At 71.8% G+C, this 20,567-nt stretch carries 19 protein-coding genes; 15 read left to right on the forward strand and 4 right to left on the reverse strand.

What is annotated here, in order from left to right:
* The first annotated feature begins 97 nt into the window (after window positions 1-97).
* The 8 genes from ACFYMU_RS18380 to ACFYMU_RS18415 all read left to right on the forward strand — a co-directional run bounded on the left by ACFYMU_RS18380 (window position 98) and on the right by ACFYMU_RS18415 (window position 8,318).
* On the forward strand, window positions 98-1,147 hold the full coding sequence (locus ACFYMU_RS18380) for a BMP family protein (RefSeq protein ID WP_388373973.1): 1,050 nt from the start codon (window positions 98-100) through the stop codon (window positions 1,145-1,147).
* A gap of 274 nt (window positions 1,148-1,421) precedes the next feature.
* Window positions 1,422-3,083 carry an ABC transporter ATP-binding protein gene (locus ACFYMU_RS18385; protein ID WP_388374061.1) on the forward strand — a complete coding sequence of 554 codons (1,662 nt, stop codon included), beginning with the start codon at window positions 1,422-1,424 and terminating at the stop codon, window positions 3,081-3,083.
* Window positions 3,080-4,213 carry an ABC transporter permease gene (locus tag ACFYMU_RS18390; protein ID WP_388373975.1) on the forward strand — a complete coding sequence of 378 codons (1,134 nt, stop codon included), beginning with the start codon at window positions 3,080-3,082 and terminating at the stop codon, window positions 4,211-4,213. The genes ACFYMU_RS18385 and ACFYMU_RS18390 overlap by 4 nt, the downstream gene beginning before the upstream one ends.
* Window positions 4,210-5,472, forward strand: a complete 1,263-nt coding sequence (locus tag ACFYMU_RS18395; protein ID WP_388373976.1) for an ABC transporter permease — start codon at window positions 4,210-4,212, stop codon at window positions 5,470-5,472. Before ACFYMU_RS18390 ends, ACFYMU_RS18395 begins: the two co-directional genes overlap by 4 nt.
* The gene (locus ACFYMU_RS18400; RefSeq protein WP_388373977.1) at window positions 5,469-5,870 is read left to right on the forward strand and encodes a cytidine deaminase; all 402 of its coding nucleotides are present in this window, start codon (window positions 5,469-5,471) and stop codon (window positions 5,868-5,870) included. The genes ACFYMU_RS18395 and ACFYMU_RS18400 overlap by 4 nt, the downstream gene beginning before the upstream one ends.
* An 80-nt stretch (window positions 5,871-5,950) precedes the next feature.
* Window positions 5,951-7,228, forward strand: coding sequence for a thymidine phosphorylase (locus ACFYMU_RS18405; protein WP_388373979.1), 1,278 nt, complete (start codon window positions 5,951-5,953; stop codon window positions 7,226-7,228).
* Between the two features lie 96 nt (window positions 7,229-7,324).
* Entirely contained in the window at window positions 7,325-7,909 is a 585-nt protein-coding gene (locus ACFYMU_RS18410; RefSeq protein ID WP_388373981.1) for a Uma2 family endonuclease, read from the forward strand.
* Between the two features lie 22 nt (window positions 7,910-7,931).
* Window positions 7,932-8,318: an STAS domain-containing protein gene (locus tag ACFYMU_RS18415; RefSeq protein WP_388373983.1), complete on the forward strand. Its 387-nt coding sequence runs from the start codon at window positions 7,932-7,934 to the stop codon at window positions 8,316-8,318.
* On the opposite strand, the gene ACFYMU_RS18420 is transcribed toward ACFYMU_RS18415, so the two are convergent.
* Together ACFYMU_RS18420 and ACFYMU_RS18425 are read right to left on the reverse strand one after the other, a co-directional pair.
* Window positions 8,211-9,218: a sigma-70 family RNA polymerase sigma factor gene (locus tag ACFYMU_RS18420; RefSeq protein WP_388373985.1), complete on the reverse strand. Its 1,008-nt coding sequence runs from the start codon at window positions 9,216-9,218 to the stop codon at window positions 8,211-8,213. The genes ACFYMU_RS18415 and ACFYMU_RS18420 overlap by 108 nt on opposite strands.
* A 159-nt stretch (window positions 9,219-9,377) precedes the next feature.
* On the reverse strand, window positions 9,378-10,655 hold the full coding sequence (locus ACFYMU_RS18425) for an MFS transporter (protein ID WP_388373987.1): 1,278 nt from the start codon (window positions 10,653-10,655) through the stop codon (window positions 9,378-9,380).
* Between the two features lie 62 nt (window positions 10,656-10,717).
* On the opposite strand from ACFYMU_RS18425, the gene ACFYMU_RS18430 reads away from it, so the two are divergent.
* Window positions 10,718-11,671: a LysR family transcriptional regulator gene (locus ACFYMU_RS18430; RefSeq protein WP_388373988.1), complete on the forward strand. Its 954-nt coding sequence runs from the start codon at window positions 10,718-10,720 to the stop codon at window positions 11,669-11,671.
* A gap of 25 nt (window positions 11,672-11,696) precedes the next feature.
* Here the strand turns inward: ACFYMU_RS18430 and ACFYMU_RS18435 are convergent, their stop codons facing one another.
* Window positions 11,697-12,404, reverse strand: a complete 708-nt coding sequence (locus tag ACFYMU_RS18435) for an SDR family NAD(P)-dependent oxidoreductase (RefSeq protein WP_388373990.1) — start codon at window positions 12,402-12,404, stop codon at window positions 11,697-11,699.
* A 101-nt stretch (window positions 12,405-12,505) separates the two neighbouring features.
* Between ACFYMU_RS18435 and ACFYMU_RS18440 the strand changes: the two genes are divergently transcribed.
* From ACFYMU_RS18440 to ACFYMU_RS18460, 5 genes are all read left to right on the forward strand, one after another.
* Window positions 12,506-13,336 carry a helix-turn-helix transcriptional regulator gene (locus ACFYMU_RS18440; RefSeq protein ID WP_388373992.1) on the forward strand — a complete coding sequence of 277 codons (831 nt, stop codon included), beginning with the start codon at window positions 12,506-12,508 and terminating at the stop codon, window positions 13,334-13,336.
* A 368-nt stretch (window positions 13,337-13,704) separates the two neighbouring features.
* Window positions 13,705-14,790, forward strand: a complete 1,086-nt coding sequence (locus tag ACFYMU_RS18445; RefSeq protein ID WP_388373994.1) for a substrate-binding domain-containing protein — start codon at window positions 13,705-13,707, stop codon at window positions 14,788-14,790.
* A 1-nt stretch (window position 14,791) separates the two neighbouring features.
* The gene (locus ACFYMU_RS18450; RefSeq protein ID WP_388373996.1) at window positions 14,792-15,988 is read left to right on the forward strand and encodes a toxic anion resistance protein; all 1,197 of its coding nucleotides are present in this window, start codon (window positions 14,792-14,794) and stop codon (window positions 15,986-15,988) included.
* 20 nt (window positions 15,989-16,008) lie between these two features.
* On the forward strand, window positions 16,009-17,562 hold the full coding sequence (locus ACFYMU_RS18455; RefSeq protein WP_388374063.1) for a substrate-binding domain-containing protein: 1,554 nt from the start codon (window positions 16,009-16,011) through the stop codon (window positions 17,560-17,562).
* Window positions 17,563-17,566: 4 nt separating this feature from the next.
* Entirely contained in the window at window positions 17,567-18,151 is a 585-nt protein-coding gene (locus tag ACFYMU_RS18460) for a hypothetical protein (RefSeq protein ID WP_388374065.1), read from the forward strand.
* Window positions 18,152-18,402: 251 nt separating this feature from the next.
* Here the strand turns inward: ACFYMU_RS18460 and ACFYMU_RS18465 are convergent, their stop codons facing one another.
* The gene (locus tag ACFYMU_RS18465) at window positions 18,403-19,164 is read right to left on the reverse strand and encodes an alpha/beta hydrolase family protein (protein WP_388373998.1); all 762 of its coding nucleotides are present in this window, start codon (window positions 19,162-19,164) and stop codon (window positions 18,403-18,405) included.
* Between the two features lie 113 nt (window positions 19,165-19,277).
* Here ACFYMU_RS18465 and ACFYMU_RS18470 point away from each other — a divergent pair, with 113 nt between their 5' ends.
* Complete coding sequence (locus ACFYMU_RS18470) at window positions 19,278-20,465, forward strand: adenosine deaminase (RefSeq protein WP_388374000.1); 1,188 nt, start codon at window positions 19,278-19,280, stop codon at window positions 20,463-20,465.
* Window positions 20,466-20,567: the final 102 nt, after the last annotated feature.

Here is a 20,567-nt window from a genome sequence, read left to right on the forward strand (position 1 = left end):
GGACCGGACAGAAGGGTTTTTCCGGCCGGTCTACGCGCGTTACGCTGCCGCGGAACCAGCGCCTGGTAGGGGCGCTTGCACGAAGGAGTCTCGTTCCATGCGCCGGGTGTCCCGTATCGCCGTTGCAGGCGTCGCCACCGCAGCCCTTGCCGTGACCGTTTCCGCCTGTGGCAGTTCGTCCGGCGAATCCGCCGGCGGCAGTGGCAAGAGCAAGGGCATCGGTCTCGCCTACGACGTCGGCGGCAAGGGCGACCAGTCGTTCAACGATGCCGCGTACGCCGGTTTCCAGAAGGCCGAGAAGGACTTCGGTGTCGGCGGCCGGGACATCGAGCCGCAGGACGGCGAGTCCGACGCCGACAAGGTGCAGCGTCTGGAGACGCTGGCCAAGTCGGGCTACAACCCGGTCATCGGGGTGGGCTTCGCCTACGCGCCGGCCGTCAAGCAGGTGGCGGCCAAGTACCCGAAGGTCAGCTTCGGCATCATCGACGACAACACGATCCAGCTGAAGAACGTCGCCGACATGGTCTTCCACGAGGAGCAGGCGTCGTACCTGGCGGGCATCACCGCCGCGAAGACCACCAAGAAGAACCACATCGGCTTCATCGGCGGTGTGGACATCCCGCTCATCCACAAGTTCGAGGCGGGCTTCGTCCAGGGCGCCAGGTCGGTCGACCCGAAGATCAAGATCGAGTCGCAGTACCTGACCCAGACGCCCGCGGAGGGCGGCTTCTCCAGCCCCGACAAGGGCGAGAACGCCGCGAACGGCCAGATCGACGCCGGAGCGGACGTCGTCTACCACGCGGCCGGCCTGTCGGGTCAGGGCGTCATCAAGGCCGCCGCCGCGCACAAGGTGTGGGCGATCGGCGTCGACTCCGACCAGTACGCGCAGGGCGCCCTGTCGGCGTACAAGAACTCCATCCTCACCTCCGCCCTGAAGAACGTCTCCGGTGCGGTGTACGAGCTGGCCAAGTCGGTGGTCAAGGACAAGAAGCCGCTGTCCGGCGAGGTTCGCGGCAGCCTCGACAACGGCGGCGTCGGCCTGGCCGACTCCAACCCGGTGTTCAAGAACGACGCCGATCTGCAGGCCGCGCTGAAGAAGGCCGAGCAGGGCATCAAGGACGGCACGATCACGGTCAAGACGTCCTGACGTCCATGGGCCCGAAGTCCGGGCCGAAAGGTCGTCACGGACCATGGTCAACGCGTCGCCGTAATGGCAGCGTTACGGCCGCGGAACGGGGTGAGGGGAGGATGACCTGCTCGCGCCCCGTTCGCGCGGCACCACGCTCGGAGCGGACCGGAGACCTCATCGGGATCCGGTCGGGTCCGGGCACTATTCAAGGCAGGGGCGCTACGCGCGTAGATAGCCCTTTTTCCAAGGAGAGTGCGCCATCGACGCGTCCAGCAGCCCTCCGCTCACCGCACTGTCGACGATCGCGGTCGAGCTGGCGGGGATCACCAAGCGCTTCCCCGGTGTCGTCGCCAACCACGACATCGACCTCGCGGTGCGCAAGGGCACCGTGCACGCCCTCGTCGGCGAGAACGGCGCCGGCAAGTCGACGCTGATGAAGATCCTCTACGGCATGCAGAAGCCGGACGAGGGCACGATCACCGTGGACGGCGAGCAGGTGGTCTTCAACAGTCCCGCCGACGCCATCGCGCGCGGCATCGGCATGGTCCACCAGCACTTCATGCTCGCCGACAACCTCACGGTGCTGGAGAACGTCGTCCTCGGCAGCGAGAAGCTGCACGGCATCGGCGGCGGCGCGCGCAGGAGGATCAAGGAGATCTCCGAGCGGTACGGGCTGGGCGTACGCCCCGACGTCCTGGTCGAGGACCTCGGCGTCGCCGACCGCCAGCGCGTGGAGATCCTCAAGGTCCTCTACCGCGGCGCCAGGATCCTGATCCTGGACGAGCCGACCGCCGTGCTCGTCCCGCAGGAGGTCGACGCGCTCTTCCGCAACCTGCGCGAACTGAAGGCCGAGGGCCTGTCCGTCATCTTCATCTCGCACAAGCTGGGCGAGGTCCTGTCGGTCGCCGACGACATCACCGTCATCCGCCGCGGTACGACGGTCGGCACCGCCGTACCCTCCGAGACGACCCCGCGCCAACTCGCCGAACTCATGGTCGGCAGCGAACTGCCCACGCCGGAGACCGCCGAGTCCACCGTCACCGACAAGCCCGTCATCCAGGTCGAGGGACTCACCGTCCTCGCGGGCGGCGGCGCCGCCTCCGGGCCGCTCACCGAGCCCGCGGGCGCCGCCCCCGCGGGCGCCGGTCTGCCCGCGCCGGACACGGCAGCGGCGGACGGCACACGGCGCGTCCTCGACGACATCACCTTCACCATCCACGCGGGCGAGGTCCTGGGCATCGCCGGCGTCGAGGGCAACGGCCAGAGCGAACTCATCGCCGCGCTGATCGGGCTCAAGCGGACCGACTCCGGCTCCATCACCTTCCTCGGCCAGGACGTCACCGGCTGGAGCACCCGCAGCCTGCGTGAACTGGGCATCGGCTACATCCCCGAGGACCGTCAGCGCCAGGGCCTGCTCCTGGAGTCCCCGCTGTGGGAGAACCGCATCCTGGGCCACGTCACCGAGCGCCCCAACGCCAAGGGCGTCTGGCTCGACCCGAAGGGCGCCCAGGAGGACACCCGGCGCATCGTCGAGGAGTTCGACGTGCGCACACCCGGGATCGACGTCACCGCCGCCTCCCTGTCCGGCGGCAACCAGCAGAAGCTGATCGTCGGCCGTGAGATGAGCCACGACCCGAAGTTCCTGATCGCCGCCCACCCCACGCGCGGGGTGGACGTCGGCGCGCAGGCGCAGATCTGGGACCGGATCCGCGAGGCCCGCCGGGCCGGCCTGGCCGTGCTGCTGATCTCCGCCGACCTGGACGAGCTGATCGGCCTCTCGGACACCCTGCGGGTGATCTACAACGGCAGGCTGGTCGCCGACGCCGACCCGGCCGCCATCACCGCGCAGGAGCTGGGCTCGGCCATGACGGGTGCCGTGTCGGGCCACCTGGAACACGTGGAGGAATCCACCGACCACGCAACGGACGCCGCCCCGGAGGACGAGGCCCGATGAAGAAGTTCGACAAGGAGCGGGTGCTGCTCGCGGTGGCCGGTCCGGTCATCGCGCTGGTCTCCGCGATCCTGCTCACCTCGGTCGTGCTGATCGCCTCCGGCAAGAACCCGTTCGAGCCGTACCGGCTGATGATCGAGCAGGCGGCGTTCTCCGACGTCCAGGTCCTGATCATCAACCAGGCGTCGCTGTACTACATCGCCGCGCTCGCGGTCGCCCTCGGCTTCCGCATGAACCTCTTCAACATCGGCGTCGACGGCCAGTACCGCCTGGCAGCCGTGACGACCGCCATCGTCGGCGCGCACGTGGCCCTGCCGTCCTTCCTGCAGATCCCGATGCTGCTGCTCGTCGGCGCCCTCACCGGCGCCTTCTGGTCCGGCATCGCGGGCGTGCTGAAGGTCACCCGGGGCGTCAGCGAGGTGGTCGCGACGATCATGCTCAACGCGATCGCCACCAGCCTCATCGGCTACCTCACCCTCACCGACAACTTCGGCGTGCTGGTCGGCGACAACAACACGACCGGTGTGATGAAGGAGTCCGGCTGGGTGCCCGGCATCGACCTGGGCCCGGACGTCGGCGAGATCTACGGCCTGGTCTTCCTCGCCGCCGCCCTGGGCGTCGCCTACTGGCTCGTCCTCAACCGCACCCGCTTCGGCTTCGACCTGCGGGCCACCGGCGCCTCGGAGACCGCCGCCGCGGCCTCCGGCGTCGACGCCAAGAAGATGGTCCTCACGGCGATGCTGATCTCCGGCGGCGTCGCCGGCCTCTCCGGCCTGCCGCTGCTGCTCGGCGACGCCCACACCTACGCCCTCACCTTCCCCGCGGGCCTCGGCTTCACCGCGATCGGCATCGCCCTGCTCGGCCGCAACAACCCCGGCGGCATCGCGCTGGCCGCCCTGCTGTGGGCCTTCCTGGAGAAGACCTCCCCGGCCCTCGACTACGCCACCCCGGTGGCGTACGAGAAGGAGATCGCCACGATCATGCAGGGCCTCATCGTCTTCGCGGTCGTCATCTCGTACGAAGCCGTACGCCAATGGGGTCTGCGCCGCCACCAGAAGCGCGTCGGCGCCGAGCTCGCCGCGGAAACCGTCGGCACCATCAACTCGCACCAGAAGGAGGTGGCGGCCCGATGACCACCGCGACCGTCGCGAAGCCGAAGGCGCAGCAGCCCGTCAAGGGCGGCCGCCGCCTCTCGCTCCCCGTGCTCCTGCTCGTCATCGCGGGCATCCTCGTGCTCACCTCGGTGGTCCGCATGATCAGCGGAGCCAACGGCATCACCTCGACCGGCCAGATGTCCACGGCCCTGCGGCTGGCCGTGCCGATCGGCCTCGCGGGCCTCGGCGGCCTGTGGTCCGAGCGCTCCGGCGTCGTCAACATCGGACTCGAGGGCATGATGATCCTCGGCACCTGGTTCGGCGCCTGGGCGGGCTACCAGTGGGGCCCCTGGACGGGTGTCGCCTTCGGCGTCGTCGGCGGCGCGCTGGGCGCCGTCCTGCACGCCGTCGCCACCATCACCTTCAACGTGAACCACATCGTCTCCGGTGTGGCCCTCAACATCCTCGCCCTCGGCGCCACCCGCTATCTGTCGAAGTTCACGTTCGACGACCTGCCGCAAGGCTCCTCCAAGCAGTCCCCGCCGATCGACTCGCTGGGCACCTTCGACATCCCCGGTCTGTCCGGCGCGATGGACACGCTCAACCAGAAGCACTGGTTCCTCGTCTCGGACCTCGCCGGCCTGATCGGCGGACTGGTCACCGACCTGTCGCCGCTCACCGTCGTCGCGGTCGCCCTCGTCCCGCTGAGCTGGTGGGTGCTGTGGCGCACCGCCTTCGGCCTGCGGCTGCGCTCCTGCGGCGAGAACCCGGTGGCGGCGGAGTCGCTGGGCGTCAACGTCTACAGGTACAAGTACCTCGCCGTGATCATCTCCGGCGGTTTCGCCGGTCTGGGCGGGGCCTTCCTGTCCATCGTGGCGTCCAACGTGTACCTGGACGGCCAGACGGCCGGCCGCGGCTACATCGGTCTGGCCGCGATGATCTTCGGCAACTGGATGCCGGGCGGACTCGCCCTCGGCGCGGGCCTGTTCGGCTACACCGACAGCCTCAACCTGCGCGGCGGCACCACCAACGTCCACGCCCTGATCCTGCTGCTGGCGATCCTGCTGGTGTTCGGCGCCGTGTACCTCGCATGGCGGAAGAAGTACGTCCCCGCCGTGATCACGGCCGTGGTCTCGGCCCTGATGTTCCTCTGGTACGTCGACACGAACGAGGTCCCGAAGCAACTCGTGTCCGCCACCCCGTACCTCGTCACGCTGCTGGTGCTCTCGCTGTCCGCGCAGCATCTGCGGATGCCGAAGGCGGACGGCCTGCCGTACCGGAAGGGACAGGGCAAGTGACGCGGCCCGCGACGGTCGACTGGGCGGCCCTGAGGGAGGAGGCGTGCGCGGCGATGTCCCGCGCCTACGCCCCCTACTCGGGCTACCCGGTCGGCGTCGCGGCCCTGGTCGACGACGGGCGCATCGTCACCGGCTGCAACGTGGAGAACGCCTCGTACGGCATCAGCCTGTGCGCCGAGTGCGGGCTGGTCTCGCAGCTGCAGAACACCGGGGGCGGCCGGCTGACGCACTTCACCTGCGTGGACGGCAACGGGGACGTCCTCATCCCCTGCGGCCGCTGCCGGCAGCTGCTGTACGAGTTCGGCGGCCCCCATCTGCTGCTGGAGACACCGGCCGGGATCCTGCCGCTCTCCGCGATACTGCCGCAGCCCTTCGGGCCGGACCATCTCACCCTGTGACTCCGTGCGGCCCCTGCGAGTCGTGCGTCACGGCTCGCAGGGGCCGCACAGCTTCGCACCTTCGGAAGGAAGCCATCGCCATGGACGCCATCTCCGTCATCCGCACCAAGCGGGACCGCGGTGAGCTGAGCGACGAGCAGATCGACTGGGTCGTCGACGCGTACACGCGGGGCGAGGTCGCCGACGAGCAGATGTCCGCGCTCGCGATGGCCATCCTGCTCAACGGCATGAACCGCCGCGAGATCGCCCGCTGGACCGCGGCGATGATCGCCTCCGGCGAGCGTATGGACTTCTCGTCGCTGTCCCGCCCGACCGCCGACAAGCACTCCACGGGCGGCGTCGGCGACAAGATCACGCTGCCGCTGGCACCGCTGGTCGCCGCCTGCGGTGCGGCGGTCCCGCAGCTGTCGGGCCGCGGCCTCGGGCACACCGGAGGCACCCTGGACAAGCTGGAGTCGATCCCGGGCTGGCGCGCGCTGCTGTCGAACGAGGAGATGCTGCACGTCCTCGACACGACGGGCGCGGTGATCTGCGCCGCGGGCGACGGCCTGGCGCCCGCGGACAGGAAGCTGTACGCGCTCCGCGACGTCACCGGGACGGTCGAGGCGATCCCGCTGATCGCCTCGTCGATCATGTCGAAGAAGATCGCGGAGGGGACCGGCTCGCTCGTCCTCGACGTGAAGGTGGGCAACGGCGCCTTCATGAAGACCCTTCAGGACGCCCGCGAACTGGCGCGGACGATGGTGGGCCTGGGCACCGACCACGGGGTGCGCACGGTCGCGCTCCTGACGGACATGTCGACGCCGCTCGGCCTGACCGCGGGCAACGCGCTGGAGGTCCGCGAGTCCGTGGAGGTCCTGGCGGGCGGCGGCCCGACGGACGTCGTGGACCTGACCCTGGCGCTGGCGCGGGAGATGCTGGACGCGGCCGGACTGAAGGACGCCGACCCGGCGAAGGCCCTGGCCGACGGCTCCGCGATGGACGTCTGGCGCCGCATGATCCGCGCCCAGGGCGGCGACCCGGACGCGCCGCTGCCCGCCTCCCGCGAGCAGCACGTGATCACGGCGCCGTCGTCGGGCGTGCTGACCCGCCTGGACGCCTACGGCATCGGCGTCGCCGCCTGGCGCCTCGGCGCCGGCCGTGCCCGCAAGGAGGACCCGGTGCAGGCGGCGGCGGGCATCGAGATGCACGCCAAGCCGGGTGACCGGGTGACGGCGGGCAGTCCCCTGCTCACCCTGCACACGGACACCCCGGAACGCTTCGCGTACGCCCTGGAGGCGATCGAGGGCGCGTACGGCATCGCGACCCCGGACACGGCCTTCACCGCGCCGCCGGTGGTGCGGGAACGTATCGCCTGACCTGCGGATTCCCCTTGCGGGTGAACGGGATCGGTGGACCGGCGCCGGTCCCGTTCGGCATGCTGGACTCGGTGACGCAACCGATGGGAGACCGCCATGAGCGCACTCACCGTGGGCCACGACCCCGAGCAGAGCTGGGACGACCTCGTCCGGTTCTGGGAGGAGATGGAACGGCCCGAGGGCAGCAAGGTGGAGATCATCGAGGGGATCATCACCGCGTCACCTTCTCCCGCGTACCGCCACAACATGATCGCGGAACGCATCCATCGCCGCCTCTACTCCGTGATCCCCGAAGACTGGGGGGTCTACCAGACGCTGGCGATCGCCGTGCCGTCGCGTATGGGCATGCTCATCCCGGACCTCGTGGTGGTCCCGGTGCAGGAGCGCACGGACGCGGACTCCCACATCCCGGCCGCCCTGGCCGAACTCGTCGTCGAGGTCACCTCCAGGTCCAACGCCCGCCACGACCGCGTCACCAAGCCGGCCGCCTACGCGACCGCGGGCATCCCCCTGTATCTCCTCGTCGACCGCTGGGCCTCCGGCGGTCCCACGGCGACGCTGTACGGCGAGCCCAAGGGCGATGTCTACCAGGTGCTGGCCGAGGCCAAGTTCGGCGAGGCCGTCAAGCTGCCCGCGCCCTTCGACCTCTCCCTCGACACCAGCGAATTCCCGGCCGAGTAGGGACTCACCCGCGTCGGAGCCGATGAGTTGCGCGGCTCCAGCCGGTCCACCCTCCGTGGATGCGACGACACCGGTTGTGCTGGTCCTGCCCGCCTTCCTCGGCCGTGACGAGGTGGCGGCGCTGGGCGCGGACGTGCGGGCGCTGCTGGAGTCGACCGGCGCGGGTGTCGTGGTGTGCGACGCCTCGGCGCTGGGTCCGCCGGGGCTCGCGGCCGTCGACGCGCTCGCCCGGCTGCAACTGGCGGCCAAGCGGGCGGGAGGGTGCATCCGGTTGCGTGGTCCGGCGCCCGCGCTGCGGGCGTTACTCGACGTCGTCGGCCTCCCCGTCGAGGTGGAGGGGGAGCCCGAACAGCGGGAACCAGCGCTCGGTGTCGAGGAAGCAGTGGAGCCCGGTGAGCCGGCCGTCTGATGTCTCCAGGACCTGGATCGCCCAGGCCGTGAAGCCTCCCGTGTCCGGATCCGGCTTGTACTGGGCGAACCCCGGCAGGCCGTTGGCCGCGACCGGCACCAGCCGCGAGCCCGCGCAGGCGGAGCCGAGCGTGGTCATGAAACCGGTGATGTCCGACGTGCCGCGCAGCCACAGGTCGAACGGCGGCATCGTCATGACCGCGTCCTCGTGCAGCAGGGCCGTCAGCGCCGTCATGTCGTAGCCCTCGAAGGCCGCCACATAGCGTTCCAGGAGCCTGCGCTGCTCCTCGTCGAGCGGGGCGGAGACGGATGCTTCGGCGCCCTCCCCGCCCTTCTCCGCGAGAGTCGCCCGGGCCCGCTGGAGCGCGCTGTTGACCGATGCGACCGAGGTGTCGAGCAGCTCGGCGACCTCGCTCGCCCGCCAGGCGAGCACCTCGCGCAGGATGAGCACCGCGCGCTGCTTGGGCGGCAGTTGCTGCAGGGCCGCCATGAACGCGAGTCGTACCGATTCCTTCGCCACCGCGGCCTCCGCGGGGTCGCTCACCGCCGGCAGCACCCGGGCGTCCGGCATCGGCTCCAGCCAGGTGTCCTCCGGGCGGGGGGCGAGGGCGGCCCGGGCCAGCGGGGTGGAGTCGGTCAGGTCCATGGGGCGGGCGCGCTTGTTGCCGGCGCTGAGCATGTCCAGGCAGACGTTCGTCGCGATCCGGTACAGCCATGAGCGCAGGGACGAGCGGCCCTCGAACTTCTCGTAGCTCCGCCAGGCGCGGACCATCGTGTCCTGGACCGCGTCCTCGGCCTCGAAGGAGGAGCCGAGCATGCGGTAGCAGTACCCGGTGAGCTCCACGCGGTGCTTCTCCAGCCGGACGTCGAGGTCGTCCGCCGTCGCCGTGCCGTCACTCATGGTCCACCCACCCCTGTGGCCGTTCCCTCGTGCGCGCCGTTGCGCCCCACCCTTCGGAAGCTATCGCAGGCCACTGACATCGGCCCCCCGCTCGCGCGAAGGGCCAGGCCGGAGTGGGTGCCGCACGGTCGGCGCGGCCCGGAGGGACGCGCCGGGGCCTCAGGCCGCCACGGGCTGCCGCCCGGCCCGGGCCGCCCGCGACCCGGCCAGCGTGATCGTCACGACGCCGAGCACCGCCAGCAGGCCCATGCCCACCGTCCCGGCCCAGCCGCCCGCGTGGAAGGCCACCGCGCCGACGGTGCTGCCGGTGCTGGAGCCGATGTAGTACGCGGACTGGTAGAGGGCGGCGGCCTGCGCACGGCCCCGCTTCGCCGTGTGGCTGACCGCCGACGACGCCACCGTGTGGCCCGCGAAGAAGCCGGCCGTGATCAGGACCAGGCCGAGCAGCACCGGCGGCAGCGACGAGGCCAGGGACAGCAGCAGGCCCGTGGCGGTCGTGCCGCCCGCCAGATAGAGCGCCCCGCGGCGGCCCAGGCGGCCCACCAGCCGGCCGGCGGCCGACGCCGACACGGTACCCACCAGGTACACCAGGAAGACCGAGCCGACGATGCCCTGCGGCAGCCCGAACGGCTCCCGGGTCAGGCGGTAGCCGATCATGGTGTAGACGCCGCCGAACACCGTCATGAACAGCGCGCCGATCGCGTACAGCCGGGCAAGCAGCGGGTCGGAGAGGTGGCCGCGGACCGTGCGGGCCAGCACACGCGGGCGCAGCGACCCCGCCCTGAAGTGCCGCGGCGCCGGGAGCAGCAGGCGGAAGGCCACCGCGCAGCCGACCGCGATCGCGCCGATGGTGCCCAGGGCGACCCGCCAGCCCCACTCCTGCGCGACCCAGCCGGTGATGATCCGGCCGCTCATGCCGCCGACGCTGTTGCCGGCGACGAACAGGCCGATGGCCGTGATCAGGGCCGTGGGGCGGACCTCCTCGGCCAGATACGCGGTCGCCGACGCCGGGAGCCCGGCCAGGGCCGCCCCCTGGACGGCGCGCAGTGCGACCAGCGCGCCCAGCGACGGGGCGAAGGGGACCAGCAGGCCGACGGTGACCGCGACCGCCAGCGACGCCGTCATGACCGTACGCCGCCCGAACCGCTCGGAGAGCGCGCTCATCGGCAGGACGAACAGCGCGAGGCCGCCGGTCGCGGCCGACACCGTCCAGCTCGCCGCGCTCGCCGTCGCCGTGAAGTCACGGGAGAGGAGCGGCAGCAGCGCCTGCGTGGAGTAGAGGAGGGCGAAGGTCGCGACGCCCGCGAGGAACAGGGCGAGGCTCATCCGGCGGTAGCCGGGACCTCCGGGAGTCATCCGGGCGTCGGGGACGGGGGCGGGGACGGTGACGGCATCGGCGCCCACGGTGGTGGGCGCCCCGGTATCGGCGGCAGGCATGCTTCGACCGTACGGAGCCGCCATTCATCCGTCCAATGCACAGAAACCCCATAATCGTTCCCATGGTGCATCAGCGGAGGTCGGCCGCCGGCCTGTCACGGTCCGGTGACACAGAAGACATCGTCGCGGTACTCGCGCCGCGCCTGGCGTACTTCGCCGGTGTCGCCCGTACCGAACACGTCACGCGGGCCGCGCAGGAGATGCAGGTCCCCCAGTCCACCCTGTCCCGCGCCCTCGTCCGCCTCGAACAGGACCTGGGCGTCGAACTGTTCGCCCGCCACGGCCGCACGGTCTCGCTCACCCCGGCCGGCCGTACGTTCCTCGCCTCCGTGGAGCGTGCCCTCGCCGAGATCGAGCGGGCCGCCGAGGAGGTGCGCGCGGACGCGGACCCCGCCGCGGGCAAGGTCGCCTTCGGATTCCTGCACACGATGGGCGCCGAGACCGTGCCCGGACTGATCCACGCCTTCCGCGCCGACCATCCGCGCGTCCGCTTCAGCCTCGTCCAGAACCACGGCGAGGCGATGCTCGAGGGGTTGCGGGCCGGGGAACTGGACCTGTGCCTGACCTCGCCGGTGCCCGACGCCCCCGACCTCGTCGGCCGCCGGCTCGACGAGCAGAAGCTGCGGCTCGTCGTGCCCGCCGACCACCGGCTCGCGGGCCGCAGACGCGTCCGCCTCGCCGAGGCCGCCGACGAGACCTTCGTGACCCTGGAGCCCGGCTACGGAATGCGCCGCATCACCGACGACCTGTGCCGGCAGGCCGGGTTCACGCCACGCGTCGCCTTCGAGGGCGAGGAGGCGGAGACCCTGCGGGGGCTGGTGGCGGCCGGTCTCGGTGTGGCCCTGCTGCCGCCACCGGCCGTGCCGCGCCCGGGAGTCGTGGAGCTGACGGTCACCGCCCCGCGGGCGGTGCGGGAGATCGGCGTCGCCTGGCCGGCGGGCCAGGTGGACACGCCGCCGGTGGCGGCCTTCAAGAGGTTCCTGCTGTCCCGGAGGGGACGGCTGCTGCCCGGCTGAAACACCCGCCAGCCCCCGCCTCCGGCTACCAGGGGAGGGGGCCCTCGGCGTCGAAGTAGCCGCCCGTGGGTCCGTCGGGGCCCACCTGCGCCATGCGCACGATGATCTCGGCGCCCTGTTCCACGGTCTGGATGCCGGTGTTGCCGTTCAGGTTGGTCCTGGTGAAGCCGGGCTCCACCGCGTTGATCCGCATCTGCGGGAACGCCTTCGCGTACTGCACCGTGACCATGTTGAGCGCGGTCTTCGACGCCGGGTAGGCGACCCCCGGGTAGGCGTACGCCGGGGTGCCCGGGGTACCGACCCGGGTCAGGGAGGCCAGGCCGCTGCTGACGTTGACCACGACGGGCGCGGCGGAACGCCGCAGCAGCGGGAGGAACGCGTGGGTGACGCGCACGGCGCCGAAGACGTTCGTCTCGAACACCTGCCGCATCTGGTCGGCGGTCACCTCCTCGGCACCGGGCACGCCGTTGCCCGTGCCGCGGACCTCGACGCCGGCGTTGTTGACCAGGCCGTCCAGGCCGCCGTCGGCCTCGACGGCCTTGGCCGCGGCCGCGACGGACGCGTCGTCGGTGACGTCGAGCGGCACCGTGCGCGCGCCCAGCCGCTCGGCGGCCCGGCGCCCGCGCTCGGCGTCGCGGCTGCCGATCCAGACGGTGTGGCCCGCGGCGAGGAGCCGGCGGGCGGTCTCGAAGCCGAGACCCTTGTTCGCTCCGGTGATCAGTGTGGTGGTCATGTCCCCACCGTGCGGCCGAGGCGCGCGGCCGGCCAGGCGTCCCTCCTTCCTGGGACTGCCAGTACCAGGAAGACCCGGGCGCCGTGGTGCACAGTGGTGACATGGCGGGCACGGAGTTCGGGCGCACGGTGCGGCTCTGGCGCGACCGCGTGTCTCCGGAGGCGGCCGGGCTGCCCATGGGCGGCCGGCGGCGCGCGACCGGGCTGCGCCGTGAGGAACTGGCGCTGCTGGCCGGGATCTCGGTCGACTACGTGACCCGCCTCGAGCAGGGCCGGGCGGCCCACCCGTCGCAACAGGTCGTCGAGGCCCTCGGCCGGGCGTTGCGCCTGTCCCCGGCCGAGCGCGAGCATCTGTTCCATGTCGCCGGCCTCGTACCACCGGGACAGGGCACCGTGCCCGCGTACATCACGCCGAGCGTGCACCGGATGCTGGACCGGCTGACCGGGACGCCCGTGGCGGTCGCCGACGCGGCCTGGACGCTGCTGCTGGCCAACCCGATGTACACGGCGTTGATGGGGGAGTACCACGGCAAGGACCGCAACGCGGTGTGGCGGAACTTCCTCGGCTCGGGCAGCCGCGTCCGCCACACACCGCAGTCCCGGCGGGCGCTGGAGACCACGCACGTCACCGCGTTGCGCACGGCCGCGAGCCGCTATCCGGCGGACCAGGGGCTGCGGCGGCTGATCGCGGAACTGCGCGCGAACAGTGAGCGGTTCGCCGAGCTGTGGGACTCCGGGACCATGGCCCGCCACGAGGCGTCGCGCAAGACCGTCGACCATCCGCGGGTGGGCGCCGTGACGCTGGACTGCGACGTGCTCAGCGTCGAGGGCAGCGACCTGCGCATCATCGTCTACACGGCCGAGCCCGGCACCGAGGACGCCGAACGCCTCGCGCTCGTCGCCGTGCTCGGCACCCAGACCCTCACCGGCTAGTGCCCCAGCAGGCAACGTTCGCCCGTCGCGGCGCCCGGCACGCTCCCCCAAGCTCTTCGAGCAGGGGGACCCCCACTCGCCGCACCGGCCGAAAGCCCACGTACGTCCAGTACGAGGACTTCCGGCCGGCACGCCGAGAGCACGCTCCCCCACTCTCGGCTCCGCTCGAGCGGGGGACCCCCACGACGCCGCTCCTTGACGGGCAAACGTTGCCTGCCGGGGCACTAGCGGTCCCATAGCCTGCCGCCCCTCGGTCAGCTCTCTCTCACCGGAGCCCCCCGTTCCCGTTGCATACCGGGATCCGCCCGCCATCCGGCGTTCACCCGGAACCGGGGGGAATGTTTCGTTTCGGGAGCACGCTCCCCGGCGTGAGACGTATCGCAGGAATCCTCCTCGGGGTACTGCTGATCGGCGGCGTGGTGGCAGCCGTCGTAGCGGGCCGCGGAAGCGGGGACACGAGCACGGCAACGAAGACCGTGCGAGGAGTGATCGGATCGGAGAAGGCGGAGTTCTTCGCCGATCCCGCCGTGGTGAAGGCCCTCGCCGCCAGGGGCTACACCGTCAGAACCGAGACATCCGGTTCCTGGGCCATGGAGCAACTCGCCCTCAAGGGCTACGACTTCGCCTTCCCCTCCAGCCAGGCCCCCGCCGACGCGCTCGCCGCCAAGTACCACGCGCGGCAGCCCCTGCCGCGGCCCTTCTACTCGCCCCTGGTCGTCGTGGCGCGCCGCAGCGCCGCCCAGGTGCTCGCCGCCAACGGGCTCGCCGCCCTGGACCACGGTCGCGGCACCCTCCGCATGGCCGCCTACCTCGACGCGGCGCGCCACGACCGCACCTGGCAGCAGCTCGAGGGGGCGAGCGCCCACACCGAGCTGACCGGGACCCTCTACATCGCGACCACCGATCCGGAGACCTCCAACTCCGGCGCCCTCTACCTCGCCGCCGCCAGCTATGTGGCGGGAGGCGGCCGCGTCGCGGCCGACGACGCCGGCGTCGACCGCACCGCGCCCCTCATGCACAAGCTGATCAGCGTCCAGGGCGCCCAACAGCCCAGCTCGGACGCGGCGTTCCGGGACTTCGTCAGCGGCGCGGGCAACCCGCTCGTCCTCGTCTACGAGTCCCAGGTGGCCGCCCTCCTCCACGACGGCCACGGCGTGGACGACCTCACCGTCCTCTACCCGGACACCACGGCCAACAGCGACCACACCGTCGTACCGCTCACCCGGGCGGGCCGCGACCTCGGCGAACTCCTCAGTACGGACCCGGCGTTGCGCAGGCTCGCCGTCCGCCACGGGTTCCGTCCGCAGGGCGACACCGCCGAGTTCACGGCGGCCACCGCCGCGTACACCTCGTACCTCAACCAGAAGCTGACCGGCGTCCGCCAGGCGCCCGTGCCCACCTCCGCGGTGCTGCACGAGATGGCCCGCCGGGCCCGGAACCAGGGGGAGAACTGACATGACCGGCACCGACACCGGCACCGGAACCGGCGACGACACCTTCACCCTCACCCCGCCCGGGCCCGTCGCCCCCGTGCCACGGGAGAAGGCCGGCGGGATCGTGCCGCTCGACGACTCCGTCCGCGCCGACATGACCCGGAAGGCCGCCGCCCACGTCGAAGGGCTCGCCGCCCTCGACGCCCGTTCCCCGGAGTTCGCCGGCAGGATCGGGGAGATCACCGCGCTCGGCGCGAGCGACATGCGGACCGCGGCCGCCCAGTCCAACCGGATGCTGGAGCGCACCCTGCGCAGCCTCCCCGGCAAGGGCGACGACGCCGGCTCCCGGGTCGGCGGCTCGCTCGTCGAACTGCGGCGGGTCGTCGAGGACCTGGACCCGCGCGACATGCCGGCGGGCAAGGGGCGCAGGTTCCTCTCCCGGCTCCCCGGCGGCACCAGGCTGCGCGACCACGTCGCCAGGTACGCCTCCGCGCAGGGGACCCTGAACAAGATCGTGGGATCCCTGCGCGGCGGTCAGGACGAGCTGCGCCGCGACAACGCCGCGCTCCAGACCGAACGCGTCCGCCTGTGGGAGACCATGGGCAAGCTGCAGGAGTACGTCGTGCTCACCGAGGCCCTGGACGCGGCCGTGGAGCAGCACATCGCCGGGGTCGAGGCGACCGACCCCGCGCAGGCCGACGCCCTCCGCGCCGACGTGCTCTTCCCCGTGCGCCAGAAGCACCAGGACCTGCTGACCCAGCTCGCGGTGTGCGCACAGGGCTACCTCGCCATGGACGTCGTACGGCGCAACAACGACGAGCTGATCAAGGGCGTCGACCGCGCGGCCACCACCACCGTCTCCGCCCTGCGGATCTCGGTGATGCTGGCCTCGGCGCTCGACAACCAGCGCAAGGTCGTGGACCAGGTCAACGCTCTGCGCGGCACCACCGAGGACCTGATCCGCGGCAACGCCGAGATGCTCGCCACACAGAGCGGCGAGATCCAGCGCATCGCCGCCGATCCCGCGGTCGGCGTGGAGACGCTCCGCTCGGCCTTCCAGCAGATCTACCGCACCCTCGACGCCATCGACACGTACAAGGTGCAGGCGACCGAGACGATGGCGGCCACGGTGGAGTCGCTGACGACGGAACTGCAGGAGGCGGGCGCCCGCCTGGGGCGGAGCCGGTCGCAGGGCGCGCTGGAGGGGGGACCCGCGTGACACGCAGACGGCGCAGTGCCGTGCCCGCCTCCCGCGCCTCCGCGGCCGCCCTCGCCGCCCTCGCCGCCTTCGCCGTCCTGCTGACGTCCTGCACGGCGCGGAAGCCGCAGCCCCAGGACGACGGCGGGCCCCGGCCCGGCACCCTCCGTGTCCTCGCCTCCAGCGAACTCAGCGACATGGGCCCGGTCCTGGACCGGGTCCGGGAATCCACCGGCATCACGGTCCGCCCCACCTACATGGGCACCCTCGACGCCGTGGACCTGCTCGCCAAGGGCACGGCGGACGGGGCGTACGACGCCCTGTGGCTGTCCTCCGACGCCTACCTCCGGCTGCGCCCCGAGGCCGCGAGGAAGGTCGTCTCCGAGACGCCGGTCATGTCCAGCCCCGTCGCCATCGGCGTCAGGAGGAAGACGCTGAGCGCACTCCACTGGAAGCCCGACCAGGTGACGTGGTCGCAGATCGGGCAGGCCGTACGGGAGGGCAGGCTGACGTACGGCATGACCGACCCGGCCCGCTCCAACTCCGGCTTCGCCACGCTGGTCTCGGTGACCTCCGCGCTGTCCGGTGCCCAGTCGGCCCTCACCGACGCGGACGTCGCCAGGGCCACCCCGCGGCTGAAGGAGTTCTTCGGGGGTCAGAAGCTGACGTCGGGTTCGTCCGGCTGGCTGGCCTCCGCCTACGCCCGCCGCGGGAACGTCGACGCCCTGCTCAACTACGAGTCCGTCCTCACGGGCCTCCCCGGCCTCACCGTGATCCGGCCCCGGGACGGGGTGGTCACCGCCGACTACCCGCTGTCGACCCTGGCGACGACGAGCCCCGGTACCCGCGACGAGGTCCGCCGTCTCGCCGACGCCCTGCGCACCCCGGCCGTGCAGCGGCTGATCACCGACCGCACGCACCGCCGTCCGGTGGTCGCGTCCGTGCCGCCGGGCGCCGGCCTCGGCGCCGGCCGACGGCGCGAACTCCCCTTCCCCGGCACCCGCTCGGTCGCCGACCGCCTCCTCGACGCCTACGAGAACAGGCTGCGGCGGCCCTCGCGGACGGTCTACGTGCTCGACACCTCCGGCTCCATGGAGGGTGACCGCCTCACCCGGCTGAAGAAGGCGCTGACGGACCTCACCGGCCACTTCCGCGAGCGTGAGGAGATCACGCTGATGCCGTTCGGGTCGGACGTGAAGAGCGTGCGCACCCATGTCGTCGACCCCGCGGACCCGCAGCGGGGACTGGACGCCGTCCGCGCGGACGCCCGGGCGCTGGACGCCGACGGGGAGACGGCCGTCTACACCTCCCTGGAGAGGGCGTACGAGCACCTGGGCGCCGACCGCGACACCTTCACGTCGATCGTGCTGATGACGGACGGCGAGAACACGACCGGCGCCGAGGCCGGCGACTTCGACGCCTTCCACCGCCGCCTGAGCGGCCACCGGCGCGACATCCCGGTGTTCCCCGTCCTCTTCGGCGACTCCGACCGGGCGGAGCTGGAGCACATCGCCGAACTGACCGGCGGCCGCCTCTTCGACGCCCGGAAGGGCTCGCTCGACGGCGCCTTCGAGGAGATCCGTGGCTACCAATAGGCTGATGCGCTACGTCGAGTCCCCGAAGAACCTCGCCGGGAGCGCCTGCGGACTGGCCGGGCTCGCGCTCACCTTCACGGGCGTCGCGGGCGCGTACTGGCCCGTCGTGGTCGCCGGCCTCTACGGGGCGGGAGCGCTGATCGCCCCGCCGGAGCGTCCGGCGCCCCCGGACTTCCCCGACCCCTCGGCGCAACTGGAGGCACTGCGCGCCGACTTCGAGGCGCTGCGCGGCTATCTGGCGGAGGTCGAACTGCCGCCCGCGGCCTCCGGCAGGCTCACCGAACTCACGGGCCTGCTGGCGGCGTTGCTGGACCCCGGCTGGGTCGCCGAGGTCCTCGCCCAGGATCCCGAGGGCGTGCACACGCTGGCCAGGACCGTCCGGCAGGACGTCCCGGAGGCCGTGGACACGTTCGTACGGACCCGCTGGTGGAGCCGGCTGACGCCGGGGCAGGAGCCGCCGGAACGCCATCTCGAACGGCAGCTGGACCTCCTCCACGAGGAGGCGGGCCGGCTGGCCTCGGCCCTGCGGGAGACCGAGGCACGCCGGCAGGAGACCCACACGAGGTACCTGGAAGACCGCTCGACGTGAGCCCCGCGGGCCGGGATCGTACGGTGACGGGGCCGGGCCGGGCACGGCCGCTCTGCCTCACCCGTCCGGTGTCGGGCCGGCCGCGAGGACGGTGCCGCCCGCGGACGCGCCGGCCGCGTTCTCCAGCCGACGGCACAAGGAGTCGGTCCTTCCCGCGATCCTTCCCTCGGTCCTTCCCTCGGTCCTTCCCGCACGTCGTCACGGCCGTGCTCCCGCAGACGGATGACGCCTGTCACCGCCGGGGCTCCCCGTCACCTCCGCAGCGACCGCCCGAACCCCGCCGCAAGCGGCATCCGCAGCCCCAGCGGCGGTGGCGCCGCCAGGGCGTCCTGGAGGGGGCGGGTGAAGGCCCGGCCGAACAGCGTGCCCATCACGAAGTCCTCGGCCAGCGCGAGTACTTCGGAGCGGTACTGGTGCAACCCGTGGCCGTCTGCGTGCACTTCGAAGCGGCAGACGTCGCGGTTCGCCTTCTTGGCCCGCTGCGCGAGCCGGAACGACAGCTCCGGGTCCGTCCGTCCGTCGTTCGTGCCGTGCACGATCAGCACCTGCCGGCCCGTGAGCTGCTTCACCGGTTCGGGTGCCGCCGCCACGTCCTCCTCGGGCAGCCAGGGGGCCAGCGCGAGCACGGACACGACGGCGGTGTGCCCGGCCGCGTGCAGTGCCGCCCGCCCGCCCATGCCCACGCCTGCGAGGCAGACGGGCACGTCCCCGTGGCGTCGTACGACCTCCTCGGCGGCCCAGGCGGCGTCCTGCGCCAGATGCGCCTCGCTGCCGTTCCATCCCCGGTAGCGGTAGTGCACCACGTGTGTGACCAGACCCTCACCGTGGCCCGCGCGTGCCAGCCGGCGGCCCAGCGCGCGGACGGAGGCGGCCGCCAGCAGAGGGGAGGGTTTGCGGGCGGAGATCTCGTCGCCGCCGGGGAGCAGCAGCACCGCGCCGCTCACCGCTGTCGGTTCCGGGCCGAGCGGCCTTCCCAGCCGGGCCCTGCGAACCGGCGTAGCTTGGTGTGCCATGAAAGAACAGTGTCAGACACGGGGGTGGACGAAACCTGCCCGGGGGGTCACCTTTGGATATCGACCTCGCCCCGAACCCCTGACTCTACGCGCGTAGGGGCTATGGTGCGGAAATGAAGAACCAGCACCAGAACACCCCGAGCTGGGATCAGATCCGCCGCGCGCCCAAGGTCCTGCTGCACGACCACCTCGACGGGGGCCTGCGCCCCGGCACGATCGTGGAACTCGCCCAGGAGTCCGCCCCCCACCGCCTCGACGGCGTGGGAGGCACCCCCGTCCCGCCTCTCCCGGAGACCGACCCGGACAAGCTCGGGGTCTGGTTCCGCGAGGCCGCCGACTCCGGTTCGCTGGAGCGGTACCTGGAGACCTTCACCCACACCGTCGGCGTGATGCAGACCCGCGAGGCGCTGGTGCGCGTGGCCGCCGAGTGTGCGGAGGACCTCGCCGAGGACGGGGTGGTCTACGCCGAGGTGCGCTACGCCCCCGAGCAGCACCTGGCGGGCGGGCTCAGCCTCGAAGAGGTGGTCGAGGCCGTCAACGAGGGCTTCCGCGAGGGGGAGTCGCGCGCCCGCCGCGGCGGCCGCCGCATCCGCGTCGGCGCACTGCTGACCGCCATGCGGCACGCGGCCCGCGCCCTGGAGATCGCCGAACTGGCCAACAGGTACCGGGACCTGGGCGTGGTGGGCTTCGACATCGCCGGCGCCGAGGCCGGCTACCCGCCCACCCGGCACCTGGACGCCTTCGAGTACCTCAAGCGCGAGAACAACCATTTCACCATCCACGCCGGCGAGGCATTCGGACTGCCGTCCATCTGGCAGGCCCTGCAGTGGTGCGGTGCCGACCGGCTCGGGCACGGGGTGCGCATCATCGACGACATCCAGGTCGACGACGACGGCACGGTGAAGCTAGGGCGTCTCGCGTCCTACGTGCGCGACAAGCGCATCCCGCTGGAGCTGTGCCCCAGCTCCAACCTGCAGACCGGCGCGGCGGACTCGTACGCCGACCACCCCATCGGGCTGCTGCGGCGGCTGCATTTCCGTGCCACGGTGAACACGGACAACCGCTTGATGTCGGGGACGAGCATGAGCCGGGAATTCGACCATCTGGTCGGGGCATTCGGCTACACGCTCGATGATCTCCAATGGTTCTCCGTCAATGCTATGAAGTCAGCATTCATTCCTTTCGATGAACGGCTGGCGATGATCAACGACGTCATCAAGCCCGGATATGCGGAACTGAAGTCCGAATGGCTGTTCCAGCAGACCGCCTCCACCAGGGGTTCCCTGGTGTCCGACGGCTGACCGGAGCGTTTCACGGGCGGTCCGGAAACGGAAAACCGGCCGTATCCGGGTGTTTGCGGAGCCCGCTTCCGCGTGTTTACGGTTCTTGGACCGCTCACATCC

Source organism: Streptomyces sp. NPDC007264 (assembly GCF_042869095.1).
In the GTDB taxonomy this organism is placed as follows: Bacteria; Actinomycetota; Actinomycetes; order Streptomycetales; family Streptomycetaceae; genus Streptomyces.

What these genes read in the sequence shown, in the direction of transcription:
- ACFYMU_RS18395 (WP_388373976.1), top strand. Translation starts at nt 4,210, where the DNA reads ATGACCACCGCGACCGTCGCGAAGCCGAAGGCGCAGCAGCCCGTCAAG.
- ACFYMU_RS18415 (WP_388373983.1), top strand. Translation starts at nt 7,932, where the DNA reads ATGAGTTGCGCGGCTCCAGCCGGTCCACCCTCCGTGGATGCGACGACA.
- ACFYMU_RS18390 (WP_388373975.1), top strand. Translation starts at nt 3,080, where the DNA reads ATGAAGAAGTTCGACAAGGAGCGGGTGCTGCTCGCGGTGGCCGGTCCG.
- ACFYMU_RS18470 (WP_388374000.1), top strand. Translation starts at nt 19,278, where the DNA reads ATGAAGAACCAGCACCAGAACACCCCGAGCTGGGATCAGATCCGCCGC.
- ACFYMU_RS18430 (WP_388373988.1), top strand. Translation starts at nt 10,718, where the DNA reads ATGGTGCATCAGCGGAGGTCGGCCGCCGGCCTGTCACGGTCCGGTGAC.
- ACFYMU_RS18460 (WP_388374065.1), top strand. Translation starts at nt 17,567, where the DNA reads ATGCGCTACGTCGAGTCCCCGAAGAACCTCGCCGGGAGCGCCTGCGGA.
- ACFYMU_RS18420 (WP_388373985.1), bottom strand. Translation starts at nt 9,218, where the DNA reads ATGAGTGACGGCACGGCGACGGCGGACGACCTCGACGTCCGGCTGGAG.
- ACFYMU_RS18440 (WP_388373992.1), top strand. Translation starts at nt 12,506, where the DNA reads ATGGCGGGCACGGAGTTCGGGCGCACGGTGCGGCTCTGGCGCGACCGC.
- ACFYMU_RS18450 (WP_388373996.1), top strand. Translation starts at nt 14,792, where the DNA reads ATGACCGGCACCGACACCGGCACCGGAACCGGCGACGACACCTTCACC.
- ACFYMU_RS18410 (WP_388373981.1), top strand. Translation starts at nt 7,325, where the DNA reads ATGAGCGCACTCACCGTGGGCCACGACCCCGAGCAGAGCTGGGACGAC.
- ACFYMU_RS18425 (WP_388373987.1), bottom strand. Translation starts at nt 10,655, where the DNA reads ATGCCTGCCGCCGATACCGGGGCGCCCACCACCGTGGGCGCCGATGCC.
- ACFYMU_RS18465 (WP_388373998.1), bottom strand. Translation starts at nt 19,164, where the DNA reads ATGGCACACCAAGCTACGCCGGTTCGCAGGGCCCGGCTGGGAAGGCCG.
- ACFYMU_RS18380 (WP_388373973.1), top strand. Translation starts at nt 98, where the DNA reads ATGCGCCGGGTGTCCCGTATCGCCGTTGCAGGCGTCGCCACCGCAGCC.
- ACFYMU_RS18405 (WP_388373979.1), top strand. Translation starts at nt 5,951, where the DNA reads ATGGACGCCATCTCCGTCATCCGCACCAAGCGGGACCGCGGTGAGCTG.
- ACFYMU_RS18435 (WP_388373990.1), bottom strand. Translation starts at nt 12,404, where the DNA reads ATGACCACCACACTGATCACCGGAGCGAACAAGGGTCTCGGCTTCGAG.